Raw genomic sequence first — 20,906 nt, forward strand, 5'->3', positions numbered from 1 at the left:
CGCTTTAAAACGTGGCGCCAACTCTATGTTCTGACTGACGTTTTGCCCACGCATACGAGGAATTGACAATAAACTAGCACGACCTTCGATAACTTTACACAGTTGGCGCGAAATGTGTCGATTTGCCATCTTTCAGCGACCTGGAAGATCTCTTACACCAGCCGCCAACTGTGAGCTTCGAGTCGCAAGCTATAAGCCTCTAGTACATACGGCTTGTAGCTTACAACTAGCGACTCGCCACTAGGCGTCCACCATCGCCATCGCTTCTTCGACATCCACCGCCACCAATCGCGAACAACCCGGCTCGTGCATCGTCACGCCCATCAACTGATCGGCCATTTCCATGGCGATCTTGTTGTGGGTGATGTAGATGAACTGCACGGTCTGGGACATCTCTTTAACCAACCGAGCGTAGCGTCCAACGTTAGCGTCATCCAGCGGCGCGTCAACTTCGTCGAGCATGCAAAACGGCGCCGGGTTCAACTTGAAGATCGCAAATACCAGGGCCAATGCGGTCAGGGCCTTTTCGCCACCGGACAACAAATGGATGGTGCTGTTCTTCTTGCCTGGCGGCCGCGCCATGATCGTCACCCCTGTATCGAGTAGATCTTCGCCCGTCAGTTCCAAGTAGGCGCTGCCTCCACCGAAAACTTTCGGGAATAACGCCTGTAAACCGCCATTAATCTGATCAAAGGTATCCTTGAAGCGATTACGGGTTTCCTTGTCGATCTTGCGAATCACGTTCTCGAGCGTGTCCAGTGCTTCGACCAGGTCGGCGTCCTGAGCGTCCAGGTAACGTTTACGCTCGGACTGTTGCTGGTATTCGTCGATGGCTGCCAAGTTGATCGCGCCGAGGCGCTGGATACGCGCAGCGATGCGTTCGAGCTCTTCTTCGGCGTCTTTTTCGTTGGCCTGGGCGGTCAAGGTAGTGAGCACGCCGTGCAGGTCGTAGCCGTCTTCCAACAACTGGTCTTGCAGGGTCTTGCGGCGCACGGTCAGGGCTTGCCATTCCATGCGCTGCTGTTCGAGCTGGCCGCGAATCAGCTGGGATTGCTGCTCGGCCTGGGTCCGGCGCTTCTCGGCGTCGCGCAATTCGCGGTCGGCGTCTTCCAGGGCGATTTGCGCGGTCTTGAGCTCTTCGTCGACGGTCATGCGCTTGTCGAGCAACTCTTCGAGCTTGAGGCGCAATTCTTCCAGCGGCGCTTCGCCCTCCTCCAGGTTGAGGCTCAGTTGCTCGCGCTTCTCGGTCAGGCGTTCGGACTGCATCTCCAAACGCTCAAGCGCCTGGCGCGTCGAGGTGTGTTGGGCCTGCAACGAGCCCAGGCGCACTGCCAACTGATGGGCGTGATCTTTGTGCTGACGGGCTTCCTGGCGCACGCGATCAAGGCGTTCGCGCAGGCTGTCGCGCTGGGCCAGCAGCAGTTCGCGCTGCTCGGTGTCCAGCGCCATGCTGTCGAGGGCTTCCTGCAAGTGCAGGCGCGCCTCGCCGATTTGTTCGTGTTCGAGGGCGCGCTGCTCGCCCATCTCCGCCACTTCTTCGTCGAGGCGGGTGCGGCGCAGGGTCAGCTGCTCGGCCTTGGCCTTGCTCGCCGACAACTGGGCCTTCAATTCGCCTTGCTGGCGCGCTTCGTCCTGCAACAGCCGGCGCAGGTGCTCGCGGCCGGTCTCTTGTTGGCGCTGGGTGGCACGCAGGGTTTGCAGTTCGGTTTCCAGGCTTTCGAGGGTGGCCTCGCGCTCTTCGCGCTCGGCGCCCAGGTTGACGATTTCCTGGCCACGGGCCAATACGCCGCTCTCGGCCTCACTGGCGCGACGCACGCGCAGGAAGTGCCGGCCAACCCAGTAACCGTCTCGACTGATCAGGCTTTCACCGGCGCCCAATTGGCCACGCTGGGCCAGGGCCTGTTCCAGTGATTCAACCGGTTTGACCTGGCCCAGCCACGGCGCCAGATCAACCGCCGCCTCAACCTTGTCGAGCAAACTGCCCGGCACTCGCGTGCCATCGACGGCGGGGCTGAGCAAACGCAAATCGCCCTGGGCAAACCCGGCCAGGTCGAAACCGCCAAAATCATCCACCAATACGGCTTGCAGGTCGGCGCCCAACACGGTCTCGACCGCCAGTTCCCAGCCCGCTTCAACTTTTAAGCCTTCGGCCAGGCGCGGGCGCTCGGCCAGGTGCTGGTCACGCAGCCATTCGGCGGTGCCGGTGCCTGGATCCAGCGCGGCCTGCTGCAAGGCTTCAAGCGACGCCAAGCGCCCGTTGAGCCGCTGCAAATCGCCCTGGGACTGCTGCTGGGCCTGGGTCGCCTGCTGCAGTTGCTGACGCAATTGCTCCAGGCGCTCCACTTGCTGTTCTTCGCTGGCCTCAAGTTCTTCCAGGGTCATTTCACTTTCGGCCAGCTGCTCGCTCAGCGCCATGATCGCCGCGTCTTCCGGGTCGGCGGCGAGCAACGCGCGCTCCTCCTGCATGCGGCGCTGGCGTTCGGCCAGGCGCTCCATGCTGGTTTCCAGTTGCTGGATGCGCGATTGCTGCACCTCAGCCTGGCGGCGCGGCTCGGCGGATTTCAGGTTGAACGTGTCCCACTGCTCCTGCCAGCCGTGCATGGTGGTTTCGGCTTCTTCCAGGGCGGCGGCGGCCTCTTCGGCGGCGGCGCTGGTGATTTCCTGCTCGGGCGTGAGCATGTCCAGCTCTTCGCCCAACGTCAGCAGCAACGTACGGTCGTGGCCCAGGTGCGATTCGGTTTCCAGCCGCGCGCGTTCGGCCTCTTTCAAATCATCCTGCAACTGGCGCAGGCGCTGCTGGCCGTGCTGGATGCTTTGCTCGACCCGGGCAATATCGCCGCCCACCGAGTAGAAACGCCCCTGCACCAGATTGAAGCGCTCGGACAGGTCATGGTGACCGTCACGCAGGCGCTCGATGCTGGCGTCGGCATTACGCTGCTCGGCCACCAGCGCTTCAAAGCTGATTTCCTGGGTGCCGATGATCGCTTCGCGCTGGCCGACCTGATCATTCAGCGCCTGCCAGCGCAGGGCCGACAGTTGCGCCTTGAGCTGGCGCTCCTCGCCCTTGTATTCCTGGTACTTCTCGGCGGCCTGGGCCTGGCGGTGCAGGCGTTCCAGTTGACGCTCCAGCTCTTCACGCAGGTCGGTCAGGCGGGCGAGGTTTTCGTGGGTACGACGGATACGGTTTTCGGTCTCGCGGCGGCGCTCCTTGTACTTGGAGATGCCGGCCGCTTCTTCGATAAAGTTACGCAGGTCTTCGGGCTTGGCTTCGATCAGCTTGGAGATCATGCCCTGCTCGATGATCGAGTAGCTGCGCGGGCCTAAGCCGGTGCCAAGGAAAATATCGGTGATATCGCGTCGACGGCATTTGGTGCCGTTGAGGAAGTAACTGTTCTGGCTGTCGCGCGTCACTTTGCGGCGAATCGAGATTTCCGCGTAGGCCGCGTATTCGCCGATCAAGGTGCCATCGGAGTTATCGAACACCAGTTCGATGCTGGCCTGGCTCACCGGCTTGCGGCTGGTGGAGCCGTTGAAGATGACGTCGGTCATCGACTCGCCACGCAGGTTTTTTGCCGAGCTCTCGCCCATCACCCAACGTACGGCATCGATAATGTTCGACTTGCCGCAACCATTGGGCCCGACCACCGCCGCCATGTTACTGGGGAAGTTCACCGTGGTCGGGTCGACGAAGGATTTGAACCCCGCCAGTTTGATGCACTTGAGCCGCACGCTTAGGCGCCTGCCAACGCAGCGATGACCAGCGAGCTGCTGCGCTCGCAGTAGGCCGACAGCACCTGGCGGATCTGCGGCAGGTCACGGGCGAGCACCGCCGCGAGCAGTTGCTCGAACAGCGCCAGGTACTCACTCATCTCCGCCTTGCGCTGGTCCAGGGCCAGGTAATAGGCACGGTTCATCGCCGGCTGCAGGTTTTCGACGGTTTCCTGCAAGTACGGATTGTTGGCGAAGGGGTACGCGGCGCGCATCACGCTAAAGCTTTCTTCGACGAAGGAACGTATGTCCTCACGCTCGAAACTGGTGATCAGGCGTTGCTGGATCTGCAGGAACGGCGCCATGTCGGCCTGGACCTTCCAGCCCTCAGCCACCGAATTGCCGAGCAGGATGTACAACTCGCCCATCAGCGTGCACAGGCTCTGCACCTTGTGCGCGGTGAGTTCGGTGACGTGGGCGCCACGGCGCGGCAGGATCGCGATCAGGTGGCGACGCTCGAGGATCAGCAAAGCTTCACGCACGGAGCCACGGCTGACATTCAATGCCAGCGTGACTTTCTGTTCCTGGATCCGCTCCCCAGGCTTGAGTTCGCCGCGAATGATACGTTCGGCGAGGTGGTGAGCAATTTGCTCGGCGAGACTGTCCGGCGCCTTGAACGTCATGTTTTCCCTTCAAAATCTGCTATCGGTACAAGCGCGGCAGTGTAGCGCATTGGCTGGCTGATGGCGCTACGCCCACAGGCGCGAATGTGGCATGAAATAAGCAACGCTGAAAAGCCAAAAGCCAGCAAAAACACCGGTTCCAGAAGACTGGACCATAATTGAAAGTGTTGCGATCGCAATTTCTTGACCTCCTGGTCAGAAAATCGTTGACCGAAAAGTCAGACATGACTAGATTCGGCGCAAAGCGGTTAACAACAATAATGAGTCTGCGAGGCCTTCCGTGATCCAGTTTTTACTTAACCAGGAACTCCGTAGCGAGCACGCCCTGGACCCCAACCTGACCGTGCTCAACTATTTGCGCGAGCATTTGGGCAAATCCGGTACCAAAGAAGGCTGCGCCAGCGGCGATTGCGGTGCGTGCACCGTGGTAGTCGGCGAATTGCACACCGACACTCAAGGCGCGGAGCAGATCCGCTATCGCAGCCTCAATTCCTGCCTGACGTTTGTGTCGTCATTGCACGGCAAACAACTGATCAGCGTCGAAGACCTCAAGCATCAAGGCCAACTGCACAGCGTGCAACAGGCCATGGTCGAGTGCCACGGCTCGCAATGCGGCTTTTGCACCCCAGGCTTTGTGATGTCGCTGTTTGCCCTGCAAAAGAACAGCGACGCCCCCGACAGCCAGAAAGCCCATGAAGCGCTGGCCGGCAACCTGTGCCGTTGCACCGGTTACCGCCCGATTCTGGCCGCCGCCGAACAGGCCTGTTGCAACAAGCCGGCGGATCAGTTCGACAGCCGCCAGGCCGAGACCATCGCCCGGCTCAAAGCCATCGCGCCCACGCAAACCGGTGAACTCAACAGCGGTGACAAACGTTGCCTGGTGCCGCTCACCGTCGCCGACCTGGCCGACCTCTACGACGCCTACCCGCAAGCGCGTTTGCTGGCGGGCGGCACTGACCTGGCGCTGGAAGTCACGCAGTTTCACCGCGTGCTGCCAGTGATGATCTATGTGGGCAACATTGAAGAGATGAAGCGCATCGAGTCGTTCGACGACCGCCTGGAAATCGGTGCGGCCACACCGCTGTCCGATTGCTACAGCGCGCTGCACCACGAATACCCGGACTTCGGCGATTTGCTGCACCGCTTCGCCTCACTGCAAATTCGAAACCAGGGCACCCTGGGCGGCAATATCGGCAACGCCTCGCCCATCGGCGATTCGCCGCCACTGTTGATCGCTCTCGGCGCGCAGATCGTGCTGTGCAAGGGCGACACCCGTCGCACCCTGGCGCTGGAAGATTACTTTATCGACTACCGTGTCACTGCGCGCCAGGACAGCGAGTTTATCGAGAAGATCATCGTGCCCAAGGGCCACGCGCTGTTCCGCGCCTACAAGGTTTCCAAACGCCTGGACGACGATATTTCCGCCGTGTGCGCCGCTTTCAACCTGAAGATCGACAACGGTGTGATCACCGACGCCCGCGTGGCGTTTGGTGGCATGGCAGCCACGCCCAAACGCGCGAAAAGTTGCGAAGCCGTATTGGTCGGCGCCACCTGGAACGCCGCCACGGTGGAGAAAGCCTGCGCCGCCCTCGCCCAGGATTTCACCCCGCTGTCGGACTTCCGCGCCAGCAAGGAATACCGCCTGCTCAGCGCGCAGAACCTGCTGCGCAAATACTTCATCGAACTGCAAACACCGCACATCGAGACTCGGGTGACCGCTTATGTCTAACCATCACGCCGTCGTTAAAACCCAGGCCGAACTCGCCGAACTGTTTGCCCAGGACCTGACCACCGGAGTCGGCCGCAGCGTCAAGCATGACAGCGCCGCCAAGCACGTCAGCGGTGAAGCGCAGTACATTGATGATCGCCTCGAATTTCCTAACCAGTTGCACCTGTATGCGCGCATGTCCGACCGTGCCCACGCACGCATCATCAGCATCGACACCGCGCCCTGCTACGCCTTTGACGGCGTGCGCATCGTCATCACCCATGAAGATGTACCGGGCCTCAAAGACATCGGCCCGCTGATGCCCGGCGACCCGTTGCTGGCCATCGACACCGTGCAGTTTGTCGGCCAAGTGGTGCTGGCCGTGGCCGCCCGCGACCTGGAAACCGCACGCAAAGCGGCCATGGCGGCGGTGATCGAGTACGAAGACCTGGAACCGGTGCTGGACGTGGTCGAGGCCTTTCGCAACAAGCACTTTGTGCTCGACAGCCACACCCACCAACGCGGTGATTCGGCGGGCGCACTGGCCACCGCGAAAAACCGTATCCAGGGCACCCTGCATATCGGCGGCCAGGAACACTTCTACCTGGAAACCCAGATTTCCTCGGTAATGCCCACCGAAGACGGCGGCATGATCGTCTACTGCTCCACGCAAAACCCCACCGAAGTGCAAAAGCTGGTGGCCGAAGTACTGGACGTGTCGATGAATAAAATCGTCGTGGATATGCGCCGCATGGGCGGTGGTTTTGGCGGCAAGGAAACCCAGGCCGCCAGCCCCGCGTGCCTGTGCGCGGTGGTCGCGCGCCTGACTGGCCAGCCGACCAAGATGCGCCTGCCGCGTGTCGAAGACATGCTGATGACCGGCAAGCGCCATCCGTTCTATATCGAATACGACGTGGGCTTTGACGACAGCGGCCGTTTGCACGGCATCAATCTGGACCTGGCAGGTAACTGCGGCTGTTCGCCGGACCTGTCCAACTCGATTGTCGACCGCGCCATGTTCCACTCCGACAACTCGTATTACCTGGGCGACGCCACCGTCAACGGCCACCGCTGCAAGACCAACACCGCGTCCAACACCGCGTATCGCGGCTTTGGTGGCCCGCAAGGCATGGTCGCCATCGAGGAAGTCATGGACGCCATTGCGCGCCATCTGGCGCTGGACCCGTTGGCGGTGCGCAAGGTCAATTACTACGGCAAGACCGAACGCAACGTCACCCACTATTACCAGACCGTCGAGCACAACATGCTCGAAGAAATGACCGCCGAGCTTGAAGCCAACAGCCAATACGCCGAGCGCCGCGAAGCGATCCGCCTGTACAACGCCCACAGCCCGATTCTGAAAAAAGGCTTGGCGCTGACGCCGGTGAAATTCGGTATTTCGTTTACCGCCAGTTTCCTCAACCAGGCCGGTGCGCTGATCCACATTTACACCGACGGCAGCATCCACCTGAACCACGGCGGCACCGAGATGGGCCAGGGTTTGAACATCAAGGTCGCGCAGGTGGTGGCTGAAATATTCCAGGTCGAGATCGACCGCGTGCAGATCACCGCCACCAACACCGACAAGGTGCCCAACACCTCGCCAACCGCCGCCTCCAGCGGTGCCGACTTGAACGGCAAGGCCGCGCAGAACGCTGCCGAAACCATCAAGCAGCGCCTGGTGGAATTTGCCGCGCGCAAGTACGACGTGAGTGAAGCGGACGTGCAGTTCCACAACGGCCACGTGCGCGTGCGCGATCAGATCCTGACCTTTGAGGCGCTGATCCAGCAGGCGTATTTCGCCCAGGTTTCGCTGTCGAGCACCGGTTTTTACAAGACCCCGAAAATCTTTTACGACCGCAGCCAGGCGCGGGGTCGGCCGTTCTACTACTTCGCGTTCGGCGCGGCCTGCTGCGAAGTGATCGTCGACACCCTCACCGGCGAATACAAGATGTTGCGCACCGACATCCTTCACGACGTGGGCGCCTCGCTGAACCCGGCCATCGACATCGGCCAGGTCGAAGGCGGCTTTATCCAGGGCATGGGCTGGCTGACCATGGAAGAGCTGGTGTGGAACAACAAGGGCAAGCTGATGACCAACGGCCCGGCCAGCTACAAGATCCCGGCCGTGGCGGACATGCCGCTGGATTTGCGTGTGAAGCTGGTGGAAAACCGTAAAAACCCGGAAGACACGGTGTTCCATTCCAAGGCCGTGGGCGAGCCGCCATTCATGCTCGGGATTGCTTCGTGGTGTGCGATCAAGGATGCCGTGGCGAGTTTGGGCGACTATCGCCATCAGCCGAAGATTGACGCGCCGGCGACTCCGGAGCGGGTGTTGTGGGGCTGTGAGCAGATGCGGCAGTTGAGCGCTGCAAAAGCCGTTGAGACTGAACTGGCTTGATCGTTCCCACGCTCTGCGTGGGAATGCCGCCCTGGACGCTCTGCGTCCGCTGTTGTGACGCAGAGCGTCACGGTATGCATTCCCACGCGGAGCGTGGGAACGATCTGACTGGAGGTGACTATGAACAACTGGATCAGCGCCCTCGCCGACCTGCAGAACCAGGGTGAACCCTGCGTGCTGGTGACCATCATCGAAGAGCTCGGCTCCACGCCGCGCAATGCCGGCTCAAAAATGGTGATCAGCGCCGCGCACACCTTCGACACCATCGGCGGCGGGCACCTGGAATACAAAGCGATGCAGATCGCCCGCGACATGCTGGTGCGTGGCCAGCAGAACACCCATCTGGAGCGCTTCAGCCTCGGCGCCAGCCTGGGCCAATGCTGCGGCGGCGTGACGGTGTTGCTGTTCGAACCCATGGGCCAGGTGCAGGCGCAGATCGCGGTATTTGGCGCCGGCCATGTCGGCCGCGCGCTGGTGCCGTTATTGGCGAGCCTGCCGTGCCGGGTGCGCTGGATTGATTCGCGTGATCAAGAGTTTCCGGAACACATCCCTCAGGGCGTGCGTAAAATCATCAGCGAAGAGCCGGTCGACGAAATTGCCGACCTGCCGGTGGGCAGTTACTGCATCGTGATGACCCACAATCACGCGCTGGACCTGGAACTGACGGCCGCGCTGCTCAAGCGCAATGACTTCGCCTATTTCGGCCTGATCGGTTCAAAAACCAAGCGGGTCAAGTTCGAACACCGCCTGCGTGATCGCGGCTTCGACACCGCGCACCTGCAACGCATGCGCTGCCCCATGGGCCTCACCGAGGTGAAGGGCAAACTGCCGGTGGAGATCGCCATCTCCATCGCCGGCGAAATCATCGCCACCTATAACGCGAATTTCGGCCAGCACAGTGCAAGCGCCGAACCTATTGCCAAACTGCTGCCGGCCTCGCGTCGCAGCCAAGCTATCTAAAACATTGAGATCACCATGCCTTTGACTCGCAAAGCCTACCGTGCCGCCATTTTGCACAGCATCGCCGACCCCGCCGAAGTGGGGATCGAAGCCTCCTATGAGTATTTCGAAGACGGCCTGCTGGTGATCGATAACGGCCAGATCAGCGCCCTGGGCCACGCCAGCGATTTGCTGCCGACCCTGCCCGCCGACATCGACGTGACCCATTATCAGGATGCGCTGATCACGCCTGGCTTGATCGACACCCACATTCACCTGCCGCAAACCGGCATGGTCGGTGCCTATGGCGAGCAGTTGCTGGATTGGCTCAACACCTACACCTTCCCGTGTGAAAGCCAGTTCGCCGAGAAGGCCCACGCCGAGGAAGTCGCGGGTATCTTTATCAAGGAACTGCTGCGCAATGGCACCACCACGGCGTTGGTGTTCGGCAGCGTGCACCCACAGTCGGTGAATGCATTCTTTGAAGCGGCCGAGAAACTCGACCTGCGCATGATCGCCGGCAAGGTGATGATGGACCGCAACGCGCCGGACTACCTGACCGACACCGCCGAATCCGGCTACCAGGAAAGCAAGGCGCTGATCGAACGCTGGCACGGCAAAGGCCGCTTGCACTATGCCGTCACGCCACGTTTTGCGCCGACCAGCACCCCGCAGCAACTGGCGCTGGCCGGGCAACTGCTGGGCGAATACCCCGACCTGTACATGCAGACGCACATCAGCGAGAACAAGCAGGAAGTCGAGTGGGTAAAAGAGCTGTTCCCGGAGCGCAACGGCTACCTGGACGTGTATGACCATTACAAACTGCTGGGCGAGCGCTCGGTGTTTGCCCACGGCGTACACCTGTGTGATGACGAGTGCGCACGGTTGGCCGAGACCGGTTCGGCCGTGGCGTTCTGCCCGACCTCGAACCTCTTCCTGGGCAGCGGCTTGTTCAACTTGCCGATGGCCGAGAAGCACAAGCTGAATGTCGGCCTGGGCACCGACGTGGGCGGCGGCACCAGCTTCTCGCTGCTGCAAACCCTGAATGAAGCCTACAAGGTCATGCAACTGCAGGGCGCGCGGTTGAGCCCGTTCAAGTCGCTGTACCTGGCCACCTTGGGCGGTGCACGGGCACTGCGCCTGGAAGACAGGATCGGCACGTTGCAGCCGGGCACGGATGCGGACTTTTTGGTGCTGGACTACAACGCTACGCCGCTGCTCAGCTATCGCTTGAAGCAGGCCAATAACATTGCCGAGACGTTGTTTGTGTTGATGACGCTGGGGGATGACCGGACGATTCTACAGACCTACGCGGCCGGCAAGCTGGTGCATCAACGTTGATCTGAGCCACACCCTAAAACAAATGTGGGCGCTGGCTTGTGTGGGAGCCGGGCTTGCCCGCGATGCAGGCACCGAGGTGTATCAGGTACACCGCGGTGATGCGATCGCAGGCAAGCCAGCTCCCACACAAGCCCGCTCCCACACTTTTAGTCCCAGGCAATTACAGTTTGACTGAAGAACGCCCTGGCTTCTTGGTCTGCAGCAAATGCGAGAACACCGCGTGCAAATCATCCGACGCGCTTTCCTCGTCGAGGTTGAGCTTGCTGTCGATGTGATCCATGTGATGCATCATCAAATTCACCGCCAGCGTTGCGTCGCGTGCTTCGATCGCGTCGATCAACTGGGTGTGCTCATCGTAGGAACAGTGCGAGCGGTTGCCGCTTTCGTACTGGGCGATGATCAACGAGGTTTGCGACACGAGGCTGCGCTGGAAGCTGATCAGCGGCGCATTCTTTGCGGCTTCGGCGAGCTTCAAGTGGAATTCGCCGGAGAGGCGGATACCGGCACCGCGATCACCCCGTGAGAAGCTGTCGCGCTCATCGTTGACCATCTGGCGCAATTCGGCCAATTGCTCAGCCGTGGCGTGCTGCACCGCAAGCTCAGTGATCGCCCGCTCCACCAGCCGCCGGGCGAGAAACACCTGACGGGCTTCTTCGACACTTGGGCTTGCCACTACCGCACCGCGATTGGGCCGCAGCAGTACCACGCCTTCATGGGCCAGGCGCGAGAGGGCGCGGCGGATGATGGTGCGGCTGACGCCGAAGATTTCGCCCAGTGCTTCTTCACTCAATTTGGTACCGGGCGCCAGGCGTTGTTCGAGGATCGCCTCGAAGATATGCGCGTAGACGATATCGTCCTGGGTTCCGCTGCGACCGGCCTTGCCGGCTCGCGGTTGTTTCTTGAGAGGTTGCAACTGTTCGTTCATGGGCACTCGGGTTTGGAGAACGGCGGCGAATTAACGGTAATACGTCAACAGCGTGTTGCTGGCAAGTATCACCTAAAAACAGGGCACATTGTACACAACCCAGTGCGCCAACACACTGTACGGCTATTTGCGGTGGCGGCTGTATTGCAATGAGTGGTTACGTTTGAGTTTAGGCTTGAATTCGCTTTTTCCCAGGTAAAAGGAACACCTCTCCATGACCGACGCCACCCAAGCGCCTTTGCGCCCGTTGGCCGACACTTCTGCGTCGGCCGTCGTCGCCGGCTTCATCGCCATGATGACCGGCTACACCAGCTCCCTGGTGCTGATGTTCCAGGCCGGCCAGGCCGCCGGCTTGACCACCGCGCAGATTTCTTCGTGGATCTGGGCGATTTCCATCGGCATGGCGGTGTGCAGCATTGGCCTATCGTTGCGCTATCGCACGCCGATCACCATTGCCTGGTCCACGCCCGGCGCCGCGCTGCTGATCACCAGCCTGGGCGGTGTGAGTTACGGCGAGGCCATTGGCGCGTATATCACCTGCGCCGTGCTGGTGACGCTGTGCGGGCTGACCGGCAGCTTTGAAAAACTGGTCAAGCGCATTCCCGCCTCATTGGCGGCTGCCTTGCTGGCGGGGATTCTGTTCAAGATCGGCAGCGAGATTTTCGTCGCCGCGCAACATCGCACCGGGTTGGTGCTGGGGATGTTTTTCACTTATCTGATCATCAAGCGCCTGTCGCCGCGTTATGCCGTGCTGGCCGCGCTGGTGATCGGCACACTGTTGTCGGGACTGATGGGCTTGCTGGACTTCAGCGGTTTTCATCTGGAAGTGGCAACGCCGGTGTGGACCACGCCACACTTCTCGCTGGCGGCCACGATCAGCATCGGCATCCCGTTGTTCGTGGTGGCGATGACCTCGCAGAACATGCCCGGCGTCGCCGTGCTGCGCGCCGACGGCTACACCGTGCCCGCCTCGCCCCTGATCACCGCCACCGGCCTGGCCTCGCTGGTGCTGGCGCCGTTCGGCTCCCACGGCATCAACCTGGCCGCGATCAGCGCGGCGATCTGCACCGGGCCACACGCCCATGAAGACCGCAACAAGCGCTACACCGCAGCCGTCTGGTGCGGGGTGTTCTACGGGATTGCCGGGGTGTTCGGCGCAACCTTGGCGGCGTTGTTCGCTGCACTGCCCAAGGAACTGGTGCTGTCGATTGCGGCCCTGGCGCTGTTTGGCTCGATCATCAACGGCTTGAGTATCGCCATGAATGAGCCGAAGGAACGGGAAGCGGCGCTGATCACCTTTATGGTCACCGCGTCTGGCTTGACGCTGTTTTCCATCGGCTCGGCGTTCTGGGGGATTGTGGCGGGGGTGCTGACGCTGCTGATTCTGAACTGGCGCAAGGCATAAAAAAACGGCGACCCTAAGGTCGCCGTTTTTTTAGTATCACTTAGCCGCGTTGATCGGCTTTTCCGGATACCAAACGTCCAGCAGTGGGCTGACTTCAGCGCTTTTCAGCTCGCTGCGGCCTTTGAGCCAGCTTTCAACAGCTGCGCGTTGCTCTTCGTTGACCGAGCCACGCTTCTGCAGGCAAACCAGACCGAAGTCATCGCCGCCAACATAGCCCAGACCGTTGGCTTCCATGGCTTCTTTGATGAATGCTTCGAGGAAAGCATCGGTAGCTTCTTCACTCAGGTCTTCTTTGAAGTCCAGGTTCAGTTCGAAACCCAGCTCTTGAAATTCATCAACGCACAGTTTTTTGCGCAGACGCTGGGAACGGTTAGTCGCCATTGGAACAATCCTCTTAAGTAATAACGGCCGGCACTTTAGCAGTTTAAGCCGACCTTTGCCCGACTCTATGGGACGGGCGGCCATTGCTCTGCAAAAAAACCCGAAATACCCGCTATCGTTCAGCTACAACTGGATCCACCTTGGGGCATAATGCCGACACTTTCGTGACCAATGAGGGATTTTCTTCCATACCCCTCACCTTTTTCACCCTTCTCAGCAGTAGGGTTTTATTCCTTATGATCAACTCTTTTCGTTCAGTACTCCTTGCCGGTTTTCTTCTACCACTGGCCTTTTCCGCCACCGCCGCCCCGATCAACAACAGCCTGCCGCCGAATGTTCAGCAGGCACTGCAGAAAGCCAAAATACCCAATACTTCGCTGTCGTTGGTGATGCTGCCCCTCACCGGGCCTGGCACGCCGACCGTGTTCAACGCGGATGTTTCGGTAAACCCGGCCTCCACCATGAAGCTGGTCACCACCTACGCAGCCCTGGAAATGCTCGGCCCCAACCACCAATGGAAGACCGAGTTCTACACCGACGGCACCCTCAGCGGTGGCGTGTTGCGCGGCAACCTCTACCTCAAGGGCGGCGGCGACCCCAAGCTGAATATGGAAAAACTCTGGCTGTTGATGCGTGACCTGCGCGCCAATGGCGTGCAGCAAGTCACCGGCGACCTGGTGCTGGACCGCAGTTTCTTCAACCAGCCGCAATTGCCTGAATTCAATGACGACGGCAACGACGAGAACAAGCCGTTCCTGGTCAAGCCCGACGCCCTGCTGGTCAACCTCAAGGCCCTGCGTTTTGTCACCCGCAATGACTCGGGCCGGGTGATCGTGTCGGTCGAGCCGCCGATTGCGAGCATCCGCATCGACAACCAGGTCAAAGTCTCCAACGCCAAGCAATGCACTGGCGATGTGCGCTACAGCCCGGTCACCGCCGCCGATGGCAGTGTCACCGTGACGGTCAGCGGCCAGTTGGGCGATGGCTGCAGCTCGCAGACTTACCTGTCGCTGCTCGACCACGCCACCTACACCGCCGGCGCCGTGCGTGCGATCTGGCAGGAGTTGGGCGGCACCATCCAGGGCCGTGATATCCAGGCGCCGGTACCCAAAGACGCCAAGGTGCTGGCCCGTGCGTTCTCGCCGGACCTGGCGGAAATCATCCGCGACATCAACAAATACAGTAACAACACCATGGCCCAGCAGTTGTTCCTGAGCCTGGGCGCGCAGTTCCGTAACGACGCCGATGGCGACGATGCCAAGGCCGCGCAACGCGTGGTGCGCCAGTGGCTGGCGAAAAAAGGCATCACCGCGCCGCACCTGGTGATGGAGAACGGCTCCGGCCTGTCCCGCGCCGAACGCGTCAGCGCCCGCGAAATGGCGGCCATGCTGCAAGCGGCGTGGAAAGGCCCGTACTCGGCGGAATACATCAGTTCGCTGCCGATTGCCGGCACCGACGGCACCATGCGCAAACGCCTGAAAACCACGGCCTTGCGCGGTGAGGCTCACGTCAAGACCGGCACTTTGAACACCGTGCGCGCCATTGCCGGGTTCAGCCGCGATAACAACGGCAACACCTGGGTGGTGGTGGCAATCCTCAACGACTCGAAGCCATGGGGTGCGTCGTCGGTGCTCGATCAGGTGCTGCTGGACCTGTATCGCCAGCCGAAGCTGACAGCCGCAGCGCCCGTCTTGTAACTGATCGTTCCCACGCTCCGCGTGGGAACGCAGCCTGGGACGCTCTGCGTCCCAAAGCGTGACGCAGAGCGTCACAAGAGGCATTCCCACGCAGAGCGTGGGAACGATCAGGCGCGCAAGCGCTCGGCCTCCACCCGGTCGCGGCCCGCCTGCTTGGCCACATACACCGCCGAGTCCACGCGCAGCAGCAGCCCGTCAATCCCTTCATCGATCCGCCGGCTGGCCACACCGAAGCTGGCGGTCACCACGCCCACCACCTCCATCGGTTCGGTGCGCAGCGACTGCCACAACTCCATCGCCAGGCGATAAGCCTGCTCGGCATCGGTATGCGGGCACAGCACCACAAACTCTTCGCCGCCCAAACGACAAAACACATCCGTGCGGCGCAGGCGCCGGCCGATGCGTTTGCACACTTCCTGCAACACCCCATCGCCCACCGCATGCCCGTGCTGATCATTGATGCGTTTGAAGTGATCAATATCGAGCATGATCAACGACAATGTGCCCTTGGTTCGGTTGAGCCGGAGCATCTCGGCCTTGAGGCGGTCCTGAAAATAACGGCGGTTATGAATGCCCGTCAGCGAGTCGGTAATCGACAGCGCGCGCAGCTCCTCTTCGACCCGCTTCAGATCGGAGATATCCGACACATAGCCATGCCACAACGTGCCACCGCCGGTTAACTCCTCCGGCGTGGCCTCGCCGCGAATCCAGCGCAGGCCGCGCTGCGGCAACACCACCCGGTACTCTTCGCGCCAATGGCTTAACTGCAGCGCCGACAGCCGGATCGACAGGCGCACCCGTTCCACGTCTTGCGGATGAATGCGTTCGAACACCTTGTCCGCGTTTTGCTGCAATACGCCCGTGTCGATTTCATAGATATCGCGCATACCATCGCTGGCATAGATGAAACGCCCCTTCCCCTTGGGTTCAAGGGTGAACTGAAAGATCCCGCCTGGCACGTGGGCACTGAGTTTCTTGAGCAGGCGGTCGCGCGCGGCCAACGCCTCGTAGGCGCGTTTTTGTTCGGTCACATCCAGGTAGATCGCCAAGTGCCCGATCCACAGGCCGTAGTCATCCAGCAACACGGTGGTAAGCATATTCACCGTCAGGTAGCTGCCATCCTCGCGCAATACTGTCCACTCGCGCGCCTCGTGCAGGTTGTCCGGGCTTTCCACCAGCATCGCCTGGCTCGCCGGAATACGCTTGCCCAGGGCCACACTCAAACTGGCCGCGCGCGCTTCGAGTTCATGGGCCAGATGCAGGCTTTCCAGGGTCAGTCGCCCCACCACCGCCTCGGATTTGAACCCGAGCATTTTCTCGGCACCGGCATTGAAGGTGTTGATCACCCCCCGCAAGTCAGTGGCAATGATCGCAACATGGGTGGCGGCGTTCAGCACACTGCGCAATTGCCCGTGGGCGGCGCGAAGCTCCTGCTCACGCAGGTGCAACTGCTGTGTGCGTTGTTCAACCAGCTTGAGCGCACGCTGGCGCTGGCTGACCAACACATACAGCAACGCACTGAGCAGCAGGCTGAGGAGCACGCCCATGGCCAGGAGGGTGTGCATCGACGAGTGATTGGCCTGGTCGAACACCTGGCTGGCGCGAATGCTCAAGGCATACACATGGTCGCCGAGGGTGAGGCGGCGCGTGGCGACAAGGCCGCTGTCGCCCACCGCGTTGCTGGACGCGTACAGCACACGTTGCTGCGTGTCGGAGGTGTCGACGATCTGCATCACCAGGTTGTCGCGGCTGGGCTTGGGCAACCCATCGGCGACCAGTTGGCGCATGCTGATCACTGCCATCACATAACCATGGGGCTCGGTGTCGGCGGGTTTGCTCACGGGCGCCACCAGCAAAACGCCGGCAGCATAAGCCGGTTCTACGCCCACCAACTGCATGGGCTGGGACACCGCAGGCCGGCCGCTGCTTTGCACCCGCTCAAGCACCGAACGGCGCAGGGGCTGGGCCAACAGGTCGAACCCCAAGGGTGACCCCAGCAAGCTTTGGGTCTGGCTGTACAACACCGGCACATACTCGTCGCGCTCGGGCGCAGGCGCCAGTTCACCCGCAGCGTTCAACTCTCGAATGGCGAAAGGTGTACCCCGCTGACGCGAGATTTCCTGTTCAAAAGCACTGCGCTGTTCGCGAAATATACGCGGCGCCCAGGCATAGGCGCGGGCGCGCAGAAGCAAAGGCTTGGCGAAACCATCGAACTCGGCGCGGGACACGTCACTGGAATTGACGAAGAAACGCTGCAGGCTGGCCAGGCGTTGCTCCTGGTCTTCGAAACGCTCTTGAAGGCGGGTGTAGCGTTCGTTGACCAACAACTGGAAACGCTGGCGCATTTGCTGCTGGTAGAGGTCGGCGGCCGCCCAGGCGACGATGACCGTCAGCGCCCCACCTGCCAATAACACCACCAATGCCACCAGCCAAGCCGACGCCTGCTCACTGATAAAGCCTAGTATTTTCGGGCGAACGGCTTGCATCGGCATAGGCAACACTCACAACGCCAGCGTGCGGGGGGTGTCACTTTGGCTAGGCGTTAAGTTATAGCCATGAGGCCGACGTTTGACCAGTGCAAAAAAGCCGCAAGCCCGGAATAGTCCGGGCTTGCGGCTTTTTGGTGCAGCTTGAGTGTGGCGATCAGCGCGCGGTGATTTTCCACGCCCGGTGAATCTTGGCGTTACGTGCGAAATCCGGGTCCAGGGTCTTGTCGCTGATTTCCTCGACCGCGTAGCGCTCGCTGAGGTTGTCCTCCAGCACGAACTTGCGGAAGTTGTTCGAGAAGTACAGCACGCCGCCAGGCGCCAGGCGCGCCATGGCCAGGTCGAGCAACTGCACGTGGTCACGCTGTACGTCGAAGATGCCTTCCATGCGCTTGGAGTTGGAGAAGGTCGGCGGGTCGATGAAGATCAGGTCGAACTCATCACGGCTGGCCTCCAGCCAGGCCATCACATCACCCTGCTCCAGGCGGTTCTTGTCAGAGAAACCGTTAAGGGAGAAGTTGCGACGTGCCCAGTCCAGGTAAGTCTTGGACAAGTCGACGCTGGTGGTGCTGCGCGCGCCGCCCTTGGCTGCATGCACACTCGCGGTGGCGGTGTAGCAATACAGGTTGAGGAAACGCTTGCCGGCCGCTTCCTTCTGGATGCGCATGCGCATCGGGCGATGGTCAAGGAACAGGCCGGTGTCCAGGTAGTCGGTGAGGTTAACCAGCAGCTTCACGCCGCCTTCGCTGACCTCGGTGAACTTGCCCTGGGCGCTTTGACGTTCGTACTGTTTGGTGCCGCTCTGACGTTCGCGACGTTTGACTACCACGCGGCTCTTGTCGACATTCAGCGCCTGGGGAATCGCGGCCAGCGCATCGAACATGCGCGCAGAAGCTTTTTCCGGATCGATGGATTTCGGCGCGGCATATTCCTGCACATGCACCCAATCGTGGTACAGGTCGATCGCCATCGAGTATTCCGGCATATCGGCGTCATACACACGGTAGCAGTCAACACCTTCGCGCTTGGCCCATTTGCCCAACTGCTTGAGGTTCTTTTGCAGGCGGTTGGCGAACATCTGCCCGCCTTCGCTGAGGCGCGCCTGCTCAACCACCGGGGCTGGAGCCGGCTTGATCGGGTTGCCGTTCTTGTTGTACTGGCGCTCGACCGGCTCGGTCGGGGCTTGATCGTAAGCGGCTTGCTCACGCTCGGCCTGACGCTGCTCCGGGGTGCGGCGCTCGCCAGTGACGAACTGGTCCGGGTTGACCTTGATCAGCAGCAACTTGCACGGCAACGCGCCGTTCCAGAACGAATACTGTTTGTGGCTGCGGATGCCCATGCGCTTGCCCAGGTCCGGCGCGCCGGTGAACACCGCCGCTTCCCAGCCCATGCACGCCTGGCGCAAGCGCTCACCGAGGTTCTGGTAGAGGTACAACAGGCTGGCTTCGTCACCCAGGCGCTCGCCGTAGGGCGGGTTGCAGATCACCAGGCCTTTCTGGTTCTGGTCCGGGCGCGGCTCGAAAGTACCGACTTCGCCCTGGTACACCTTGATCCAGTGGCTTAAGCCTGCGCGTTCGATGTTGTTACGCGCGGGTTGGATCAGGCGCGGGTCGGCTTCGTAGCCACGTACCCACAATGGAGGCTTGTTCATGCCGATGGCGGCACGCTCGGTGGCCTCGGTATGCAGCTTTTTCCACAGCGCCGGTACGTGACCGAGCCAGGTGGTGAAGCCCCACAGCTCACGATTCAGGTTGGGCGCCATGTCGGCGGCGATCATTGCGCCTTCCACCAGGAAGGTGCCCACGCCACACATCGGGTCCGTCAGCGCGCCACCTTCGGCCGCAATGCGCGGCCAGCCGGCGCGGATCAGGATCGCGGCGGCCAGGTTTTCCTTCAAGGGTGCGGCGCCCTGCTGCAGGCGATAACCGCGCTGGTGCAGGCTGTGGCCGGACAGGTCAAGGGAAAGGATGGCTTCGCCACGGTCCAGGCGCAGGTGAATGCGCAGGTCCGGGTTGATCTTGTCGATGGACGGACGTTCGCCGGTCGGGGTGCGCAGCTTGTCGACAATCGCATCCTTGACCTTCAGCGCGCCGAAGTGGGTGTTGTCGATGCCCGAGCCGTGGCCACTGAATTCAACGGCCAGGGTGCCGTCCGGGACCATGTGGTCTGCCCATTCGATATCCAGCACGCCGTGATACAGGTCTTCGGCGTCCTTCATCGGGAAGCGCTTGAGCACCAGCAGCACGCGGTTGGCCAGGCGCGACCAGAGGCACAGGCGGTAGGCGGTTTCCATGTCGGCCATGCCGCGCACGGCCGAGGTGTGCTCGCGCGCGTCTTCAAGGCCAAGCCCGACGGCTTCCTCGATCAGCAGGCCTTCGAGGCCCTTGGGGCAGGTGAGGAAGAGTTCAAAACGGTCCGACATGGGGCATTCCAGGCTTTTCAGCAATAAATGAACGGGCGACGCATCGCCGGCTCGGTTTTCAATCAAGCACTTTTCTTGAAGAGTGCTCGCGTGGCACGAATGTGCCGTTCCACCCCGGCTGCCGGGCGTTTGAGCCTTAATTGCCGGGGCAGATAAATAAATCATCGCAACAAAAAGAAATATTCCGACCCTTCGTCGAATAATAACCAACTGCAACGGGCGGGCATTCTCACTAAAGGATTAAACCCATCCTCTATGCAGGGCACATCATAGCTGGGTTTGCCTATTAAATGGGGCGAAAAGCCATCCCAGCTTATGGCTATAGCATCGTTATCGTTACGTGCTTATGACAAAACGATCATTGAATCCATGTGACCTATTGGTTAGAACTCAACACAGGTTGGCGCCGTAACGACGCCGACACATAGGCTCGCCACGCCGGCAGCGAGCCCACCAATGGCAGGAAAACCCTGCCCGGCCCCACGCGGGGCCGAAGGATATCTAGACAGTCAACAAGTGAGGGAAACACCCTATGAGAAGACTTAAGCGTGATCCGTTGGAAAGAGCATTTTTACGCGGATATCAATATGGCGTTCATGGTAAATCCCGTGAGCTTTGCCCATTTACTCTACCGTCGGTACGCCAAGCCTGGATCAACGGCTGGCGAGAAGGACGCGGCGACAACTGGGACGGTATGACTGGCACTGCGGGAATCCACAGACTCAACGAACTTCACGCCGTCGGCTGACACGGGGCACTTAATCCGACAACTACCTTGAAGATTTTTTTAACGACTTAACCACGCACGTC

At 60.9% G+C, this 20,906-nt stretch carries 13 protein-coding genes; 7 read left to right on the top strand and 6 right to left on the bottom strand.

Features of this window, described 5'->3' with window-relative positions:
• Positions 1-240: 240 nt before the first annotated feature.
• Both smc and ASE80_RS26560 read right to left on the bottom strand, forming a co-directional pair.
• The gene (gene smc, locus ASE80_RS26555) at positions 241-3,729 is read right to left on the bottom strand and encodes a chromosome segregation protein SMC (RefSeq protein ID WP_056861546.1); all 3,489 of its coding nucleotides are present in this window, start codon (positions 3,727-3,729) and stop codon (positions 241-243) included.
• A 2-nt stretch (positions 3,730-3,731) separates the two neighbouring features.
• Positions 3,732-4,391 carry a GntR family transcriptional regulator gene (locus ASE80_RS26560; protein ID WP_056861547.1) on the bottom strand — a complete coding sequence of 220 codons (660 nt, stop codon included), beginning with the start codon at positions 4,389-4,391 and terminating at the stop codon, positions 3,732-3,734.
• 280 nt (positions 4,392-4,671) lie between these two features.
• On the opposite strand from ASE80_RS26560, the gene xdhA reads away from it, so the two are divergent.
• The 4 genes from xdhA to guaD all read left to right on the top strand — a co-directional run bounded on the left by xdhA (position 4,672) and on the right by guaD (position 10,780).
• Positions 4,672-6,120: a xanthine dehydrogenase small subunit gene (gene xdhA / locus ASE80_RS26565; RefSeq protein WP_056861548.1), complete on the top strand. Its 1,449-nt coding sequence runs from the start codon at positions 4,672-4,674 to the stop codon at positions 6,118-6,120.
• Positions 6,113-8,500, top strand: coding sequence for a xanthine dehydrogenase molybdopterin binding subunit (gene xdhB, locus ASE80_RS26570; RefSeq protein ID WP_056861549.1), 2,388 nt, complete (start codon positions 6,113-6,115; stop codon positions 8,498-8,500). Before xdhA ends, xdhB begins: the two co-directional genes overlap by 8 nt.
• Before the next feature lie 120 nt (positions 8,501-8,620).
• On the top strand, positions 8,621-9,460 hold the full coding sequence (xdhC, locus tag ASE80_RS26575) for a xanthine dehydrogenase accessory protein XdhC (RefSeq protein WP_056861550.1): 840 nt from the start codon (positions 8,621-8,623) through the stop codon (positions 9,458-9,460).
• A gap of 15 nt (positions 9,461-9,475) precedes the next feature.
• Entirely contained in the window at positions 9,476-10,780 is a 1,305-nt protein-coding gene (gene guaD / locus ASE80_RS26580) for a guanine deaminase (RefSeq protein WP_056861551.1), read from the top strand.
• 160 nt (positions 10,781-10,940) lie between these two features.
• Here guaD and ASE80_RS26585 read toward each other — a convergent pair whose 3' ends face one another.
• Positions 10,941-11,705 (bottom strand): GntR family transcriptional regulator, encoded by a 765-nt coding sequence (locus tag ASE80_RS26585; RefSeq protein ID WP_017134778.1) that lies wholly within the window; start codon positions 11,703-11,705, stop codon positions 10,941-10,943.
• A gap of 214 nt (positions 11,706-11,919) precedes the next feature.
• On the opposite strand from ASE80_RS26585, the gene ASE80_RS26590 reads away from it, so the two are divergent.
• Complete coding sequence (locus ASE80_RS26590) at positions 11,920-13,110, top strand: benzoate/H(+) symporter BenE family transporter (RefSeq protein ID WP_017134777.1); 1,191 nt, start codon at positions 11,920-11,922, stop codon at positions 13,108-13,110.
• 36 nt (positions 13,111-13,146) lie between these two features.
• On the opposite strand, the gene ASE80_RS26595 is transcribed toward ASE80_RS26590, so the two are convergent.
• Entirely contained in the window at positions 13,147-13,491 is a 345-nt protein-coding gene (locus ASE80_RS26595; protein WP_017134776.1) for a YggL family protein, read from the bottom strand.
• A 236-nt stretch (positions 13,492-13,727) separates the two neighbouring features.
• Between ASE80_RS26595 and dacB the strand changes: the two genes are divergently transcribed.
• Entirely contained in the window at positions 13,728-15,188 is a 1,461-nt protein-coding gene (gene dacB / locus ASE80_RS26600) for a D-alanyl-D-alanine carboxypeptidase/D-alanyl-D-alanine endopeptidase (protein WP_056861552.1), read from the top strand.
• 107 nt (positions 15,189-15,295) lie between these two features.
• Here dacB and ASE80_RS26605 read toward each other — a convergent pair whose 3' ends face one another.
• Both ASE80_RS26605 and rlmKL read right to left on the bottom strand, forming a co-directional pair.
• Positions 15,296-17,680 (bottom strand): sensor domain-containing diguanylate cyclase, encoded by a 2,385-nt coding sequence (locus tag ASE80_RS26605; RefSeq protein ID WP_056861553.1) that lies wholly within the window; start codon positions 17,678-17,680, stop codon positions 15,296-15,298.
• A gap of 151 nt (positions 17,681-17,831) precedes the next feature.
• Entirely contained in the window at positions 17,832-20,096 is a 2,265-nt protein-coding gene (rlmKL, locus tag ASE80_RS26610; protein ID WP_056861554.1) for a bifunctional 23S rRNA (guanine(2069)-N(7))-methyltransferase RlmK/23S rRNA (guanine(2445)-N(2))-methyltransferase RlmL, read from the bottom strand.
• A 532-nt stretch (positions 20,097-20,628) separates the two neighbouring features.
• Between rlmKL and rmf the strand changes: the two genes are divergently transcribed.
• The gene (rmf, locus tag ASE80_RS30515) at positions 20,629-20,844 is read left to right on the top strand and encodes a ribosome modulation factor (protein WP_002553055.1); all 216 of its coding nucleotides are present in this window, start codon (positions 20,629-20,631) and stop codon (positions 20,842-20,844) included.
• Positions 20,845-20,906 lie beyond the last annotated feature (62 nt).

This window comes from Pseudomonas sp. Leaf15, from assembly GCF_001421425.1.
In the GTDB taxonomy this organism is placed as follows: Bacteria; Pseudomonadota; Gammaproteobacteria; order Pseudomonadales; family Pseudomonadaceae; genus Aquipseudomonas; species Aquipseudomonas salomonii.

Excerpts from the sequence above, each read along its gene's own strand:
- ASE80_RS26560 (WP_056861547.1), bottom strand. The coding sequence starts at position 4,391 with ATGACGTTCAAGGCGCCGGACAGTCTCGCCGAGCAAATTGCTCACCAC.
- xdhB (WP_056861549.1), top strand. The coding sequence starts at position 6,113 with ATGTCTAACCATCACGCCGTCGTTAAAACCCAGGCCGAACTCGCCGAA.
- xdhC (WP_056861550.1), top strand. The coding sequence starts at position 8,621 with ATGAACAACTGGATCAGCGCCCTCGCCGACCTGCAGAACCAGGGTGAA.
- guaD (WP_056861551.1), top strand. The coding sequence starts at position 9,476 with ATGCCTTTGACTCGCAAAGCCTACCGTGCCGCCATTTTGCACAGCATC.
- ASE80_RS26585 (WP_017134778.1), bottom strand. The coding sequence starts at position 11,705 with ATGAACGAACAGTTGCAACCTCTCAAGAAACAACCGCGAGCCGGCAAG.
- ASE80_RS26590 (WP_017134777.1), top strand. The coding sequence starts at position 11,920 with ATGACCGACGCCACCCAAGCGCCTTTGCGCCCGTTGGCCGACACTTCT.
- ASE80_RS26595 (WP_017134776.1), bottom strand. The coding sequence starts at position 13,491 with ATGGCGACTAACCGTTCCCAGCGTCTGCGCAAAAAACTGTGCGTTGAT.
- dacB (WP_056861552.1), top strand. The coding sequence starts at position 13,728 with ATGATCAACTCTTTTCGTTCAGTACTCCTTGCCGGTTTTCTTCTACCA.
- ASE80_RS26605 (WP_056861553.1), bottom strand. The coding sequence starts at position 17,680 with ATGCCGATGCAAGCCGTTCGCCCGAAAATACTAGGCTTTATCAGTGAG.
- rlmKL (WP_056861554.1), bottom strand. The coding sequence starts at position 20,096 with ATGTCGGACCGTTTTGAACTCTTCCTCACCTGCCCCAAGGGCCTCGAA.
- rmf (WP_002553055.1), top strand. The coding sequence starts at position 20,629 with ATGAGAAGACTTAAGCGTGATCCGTTGGAAAGAGCATTTTTACGCGGA.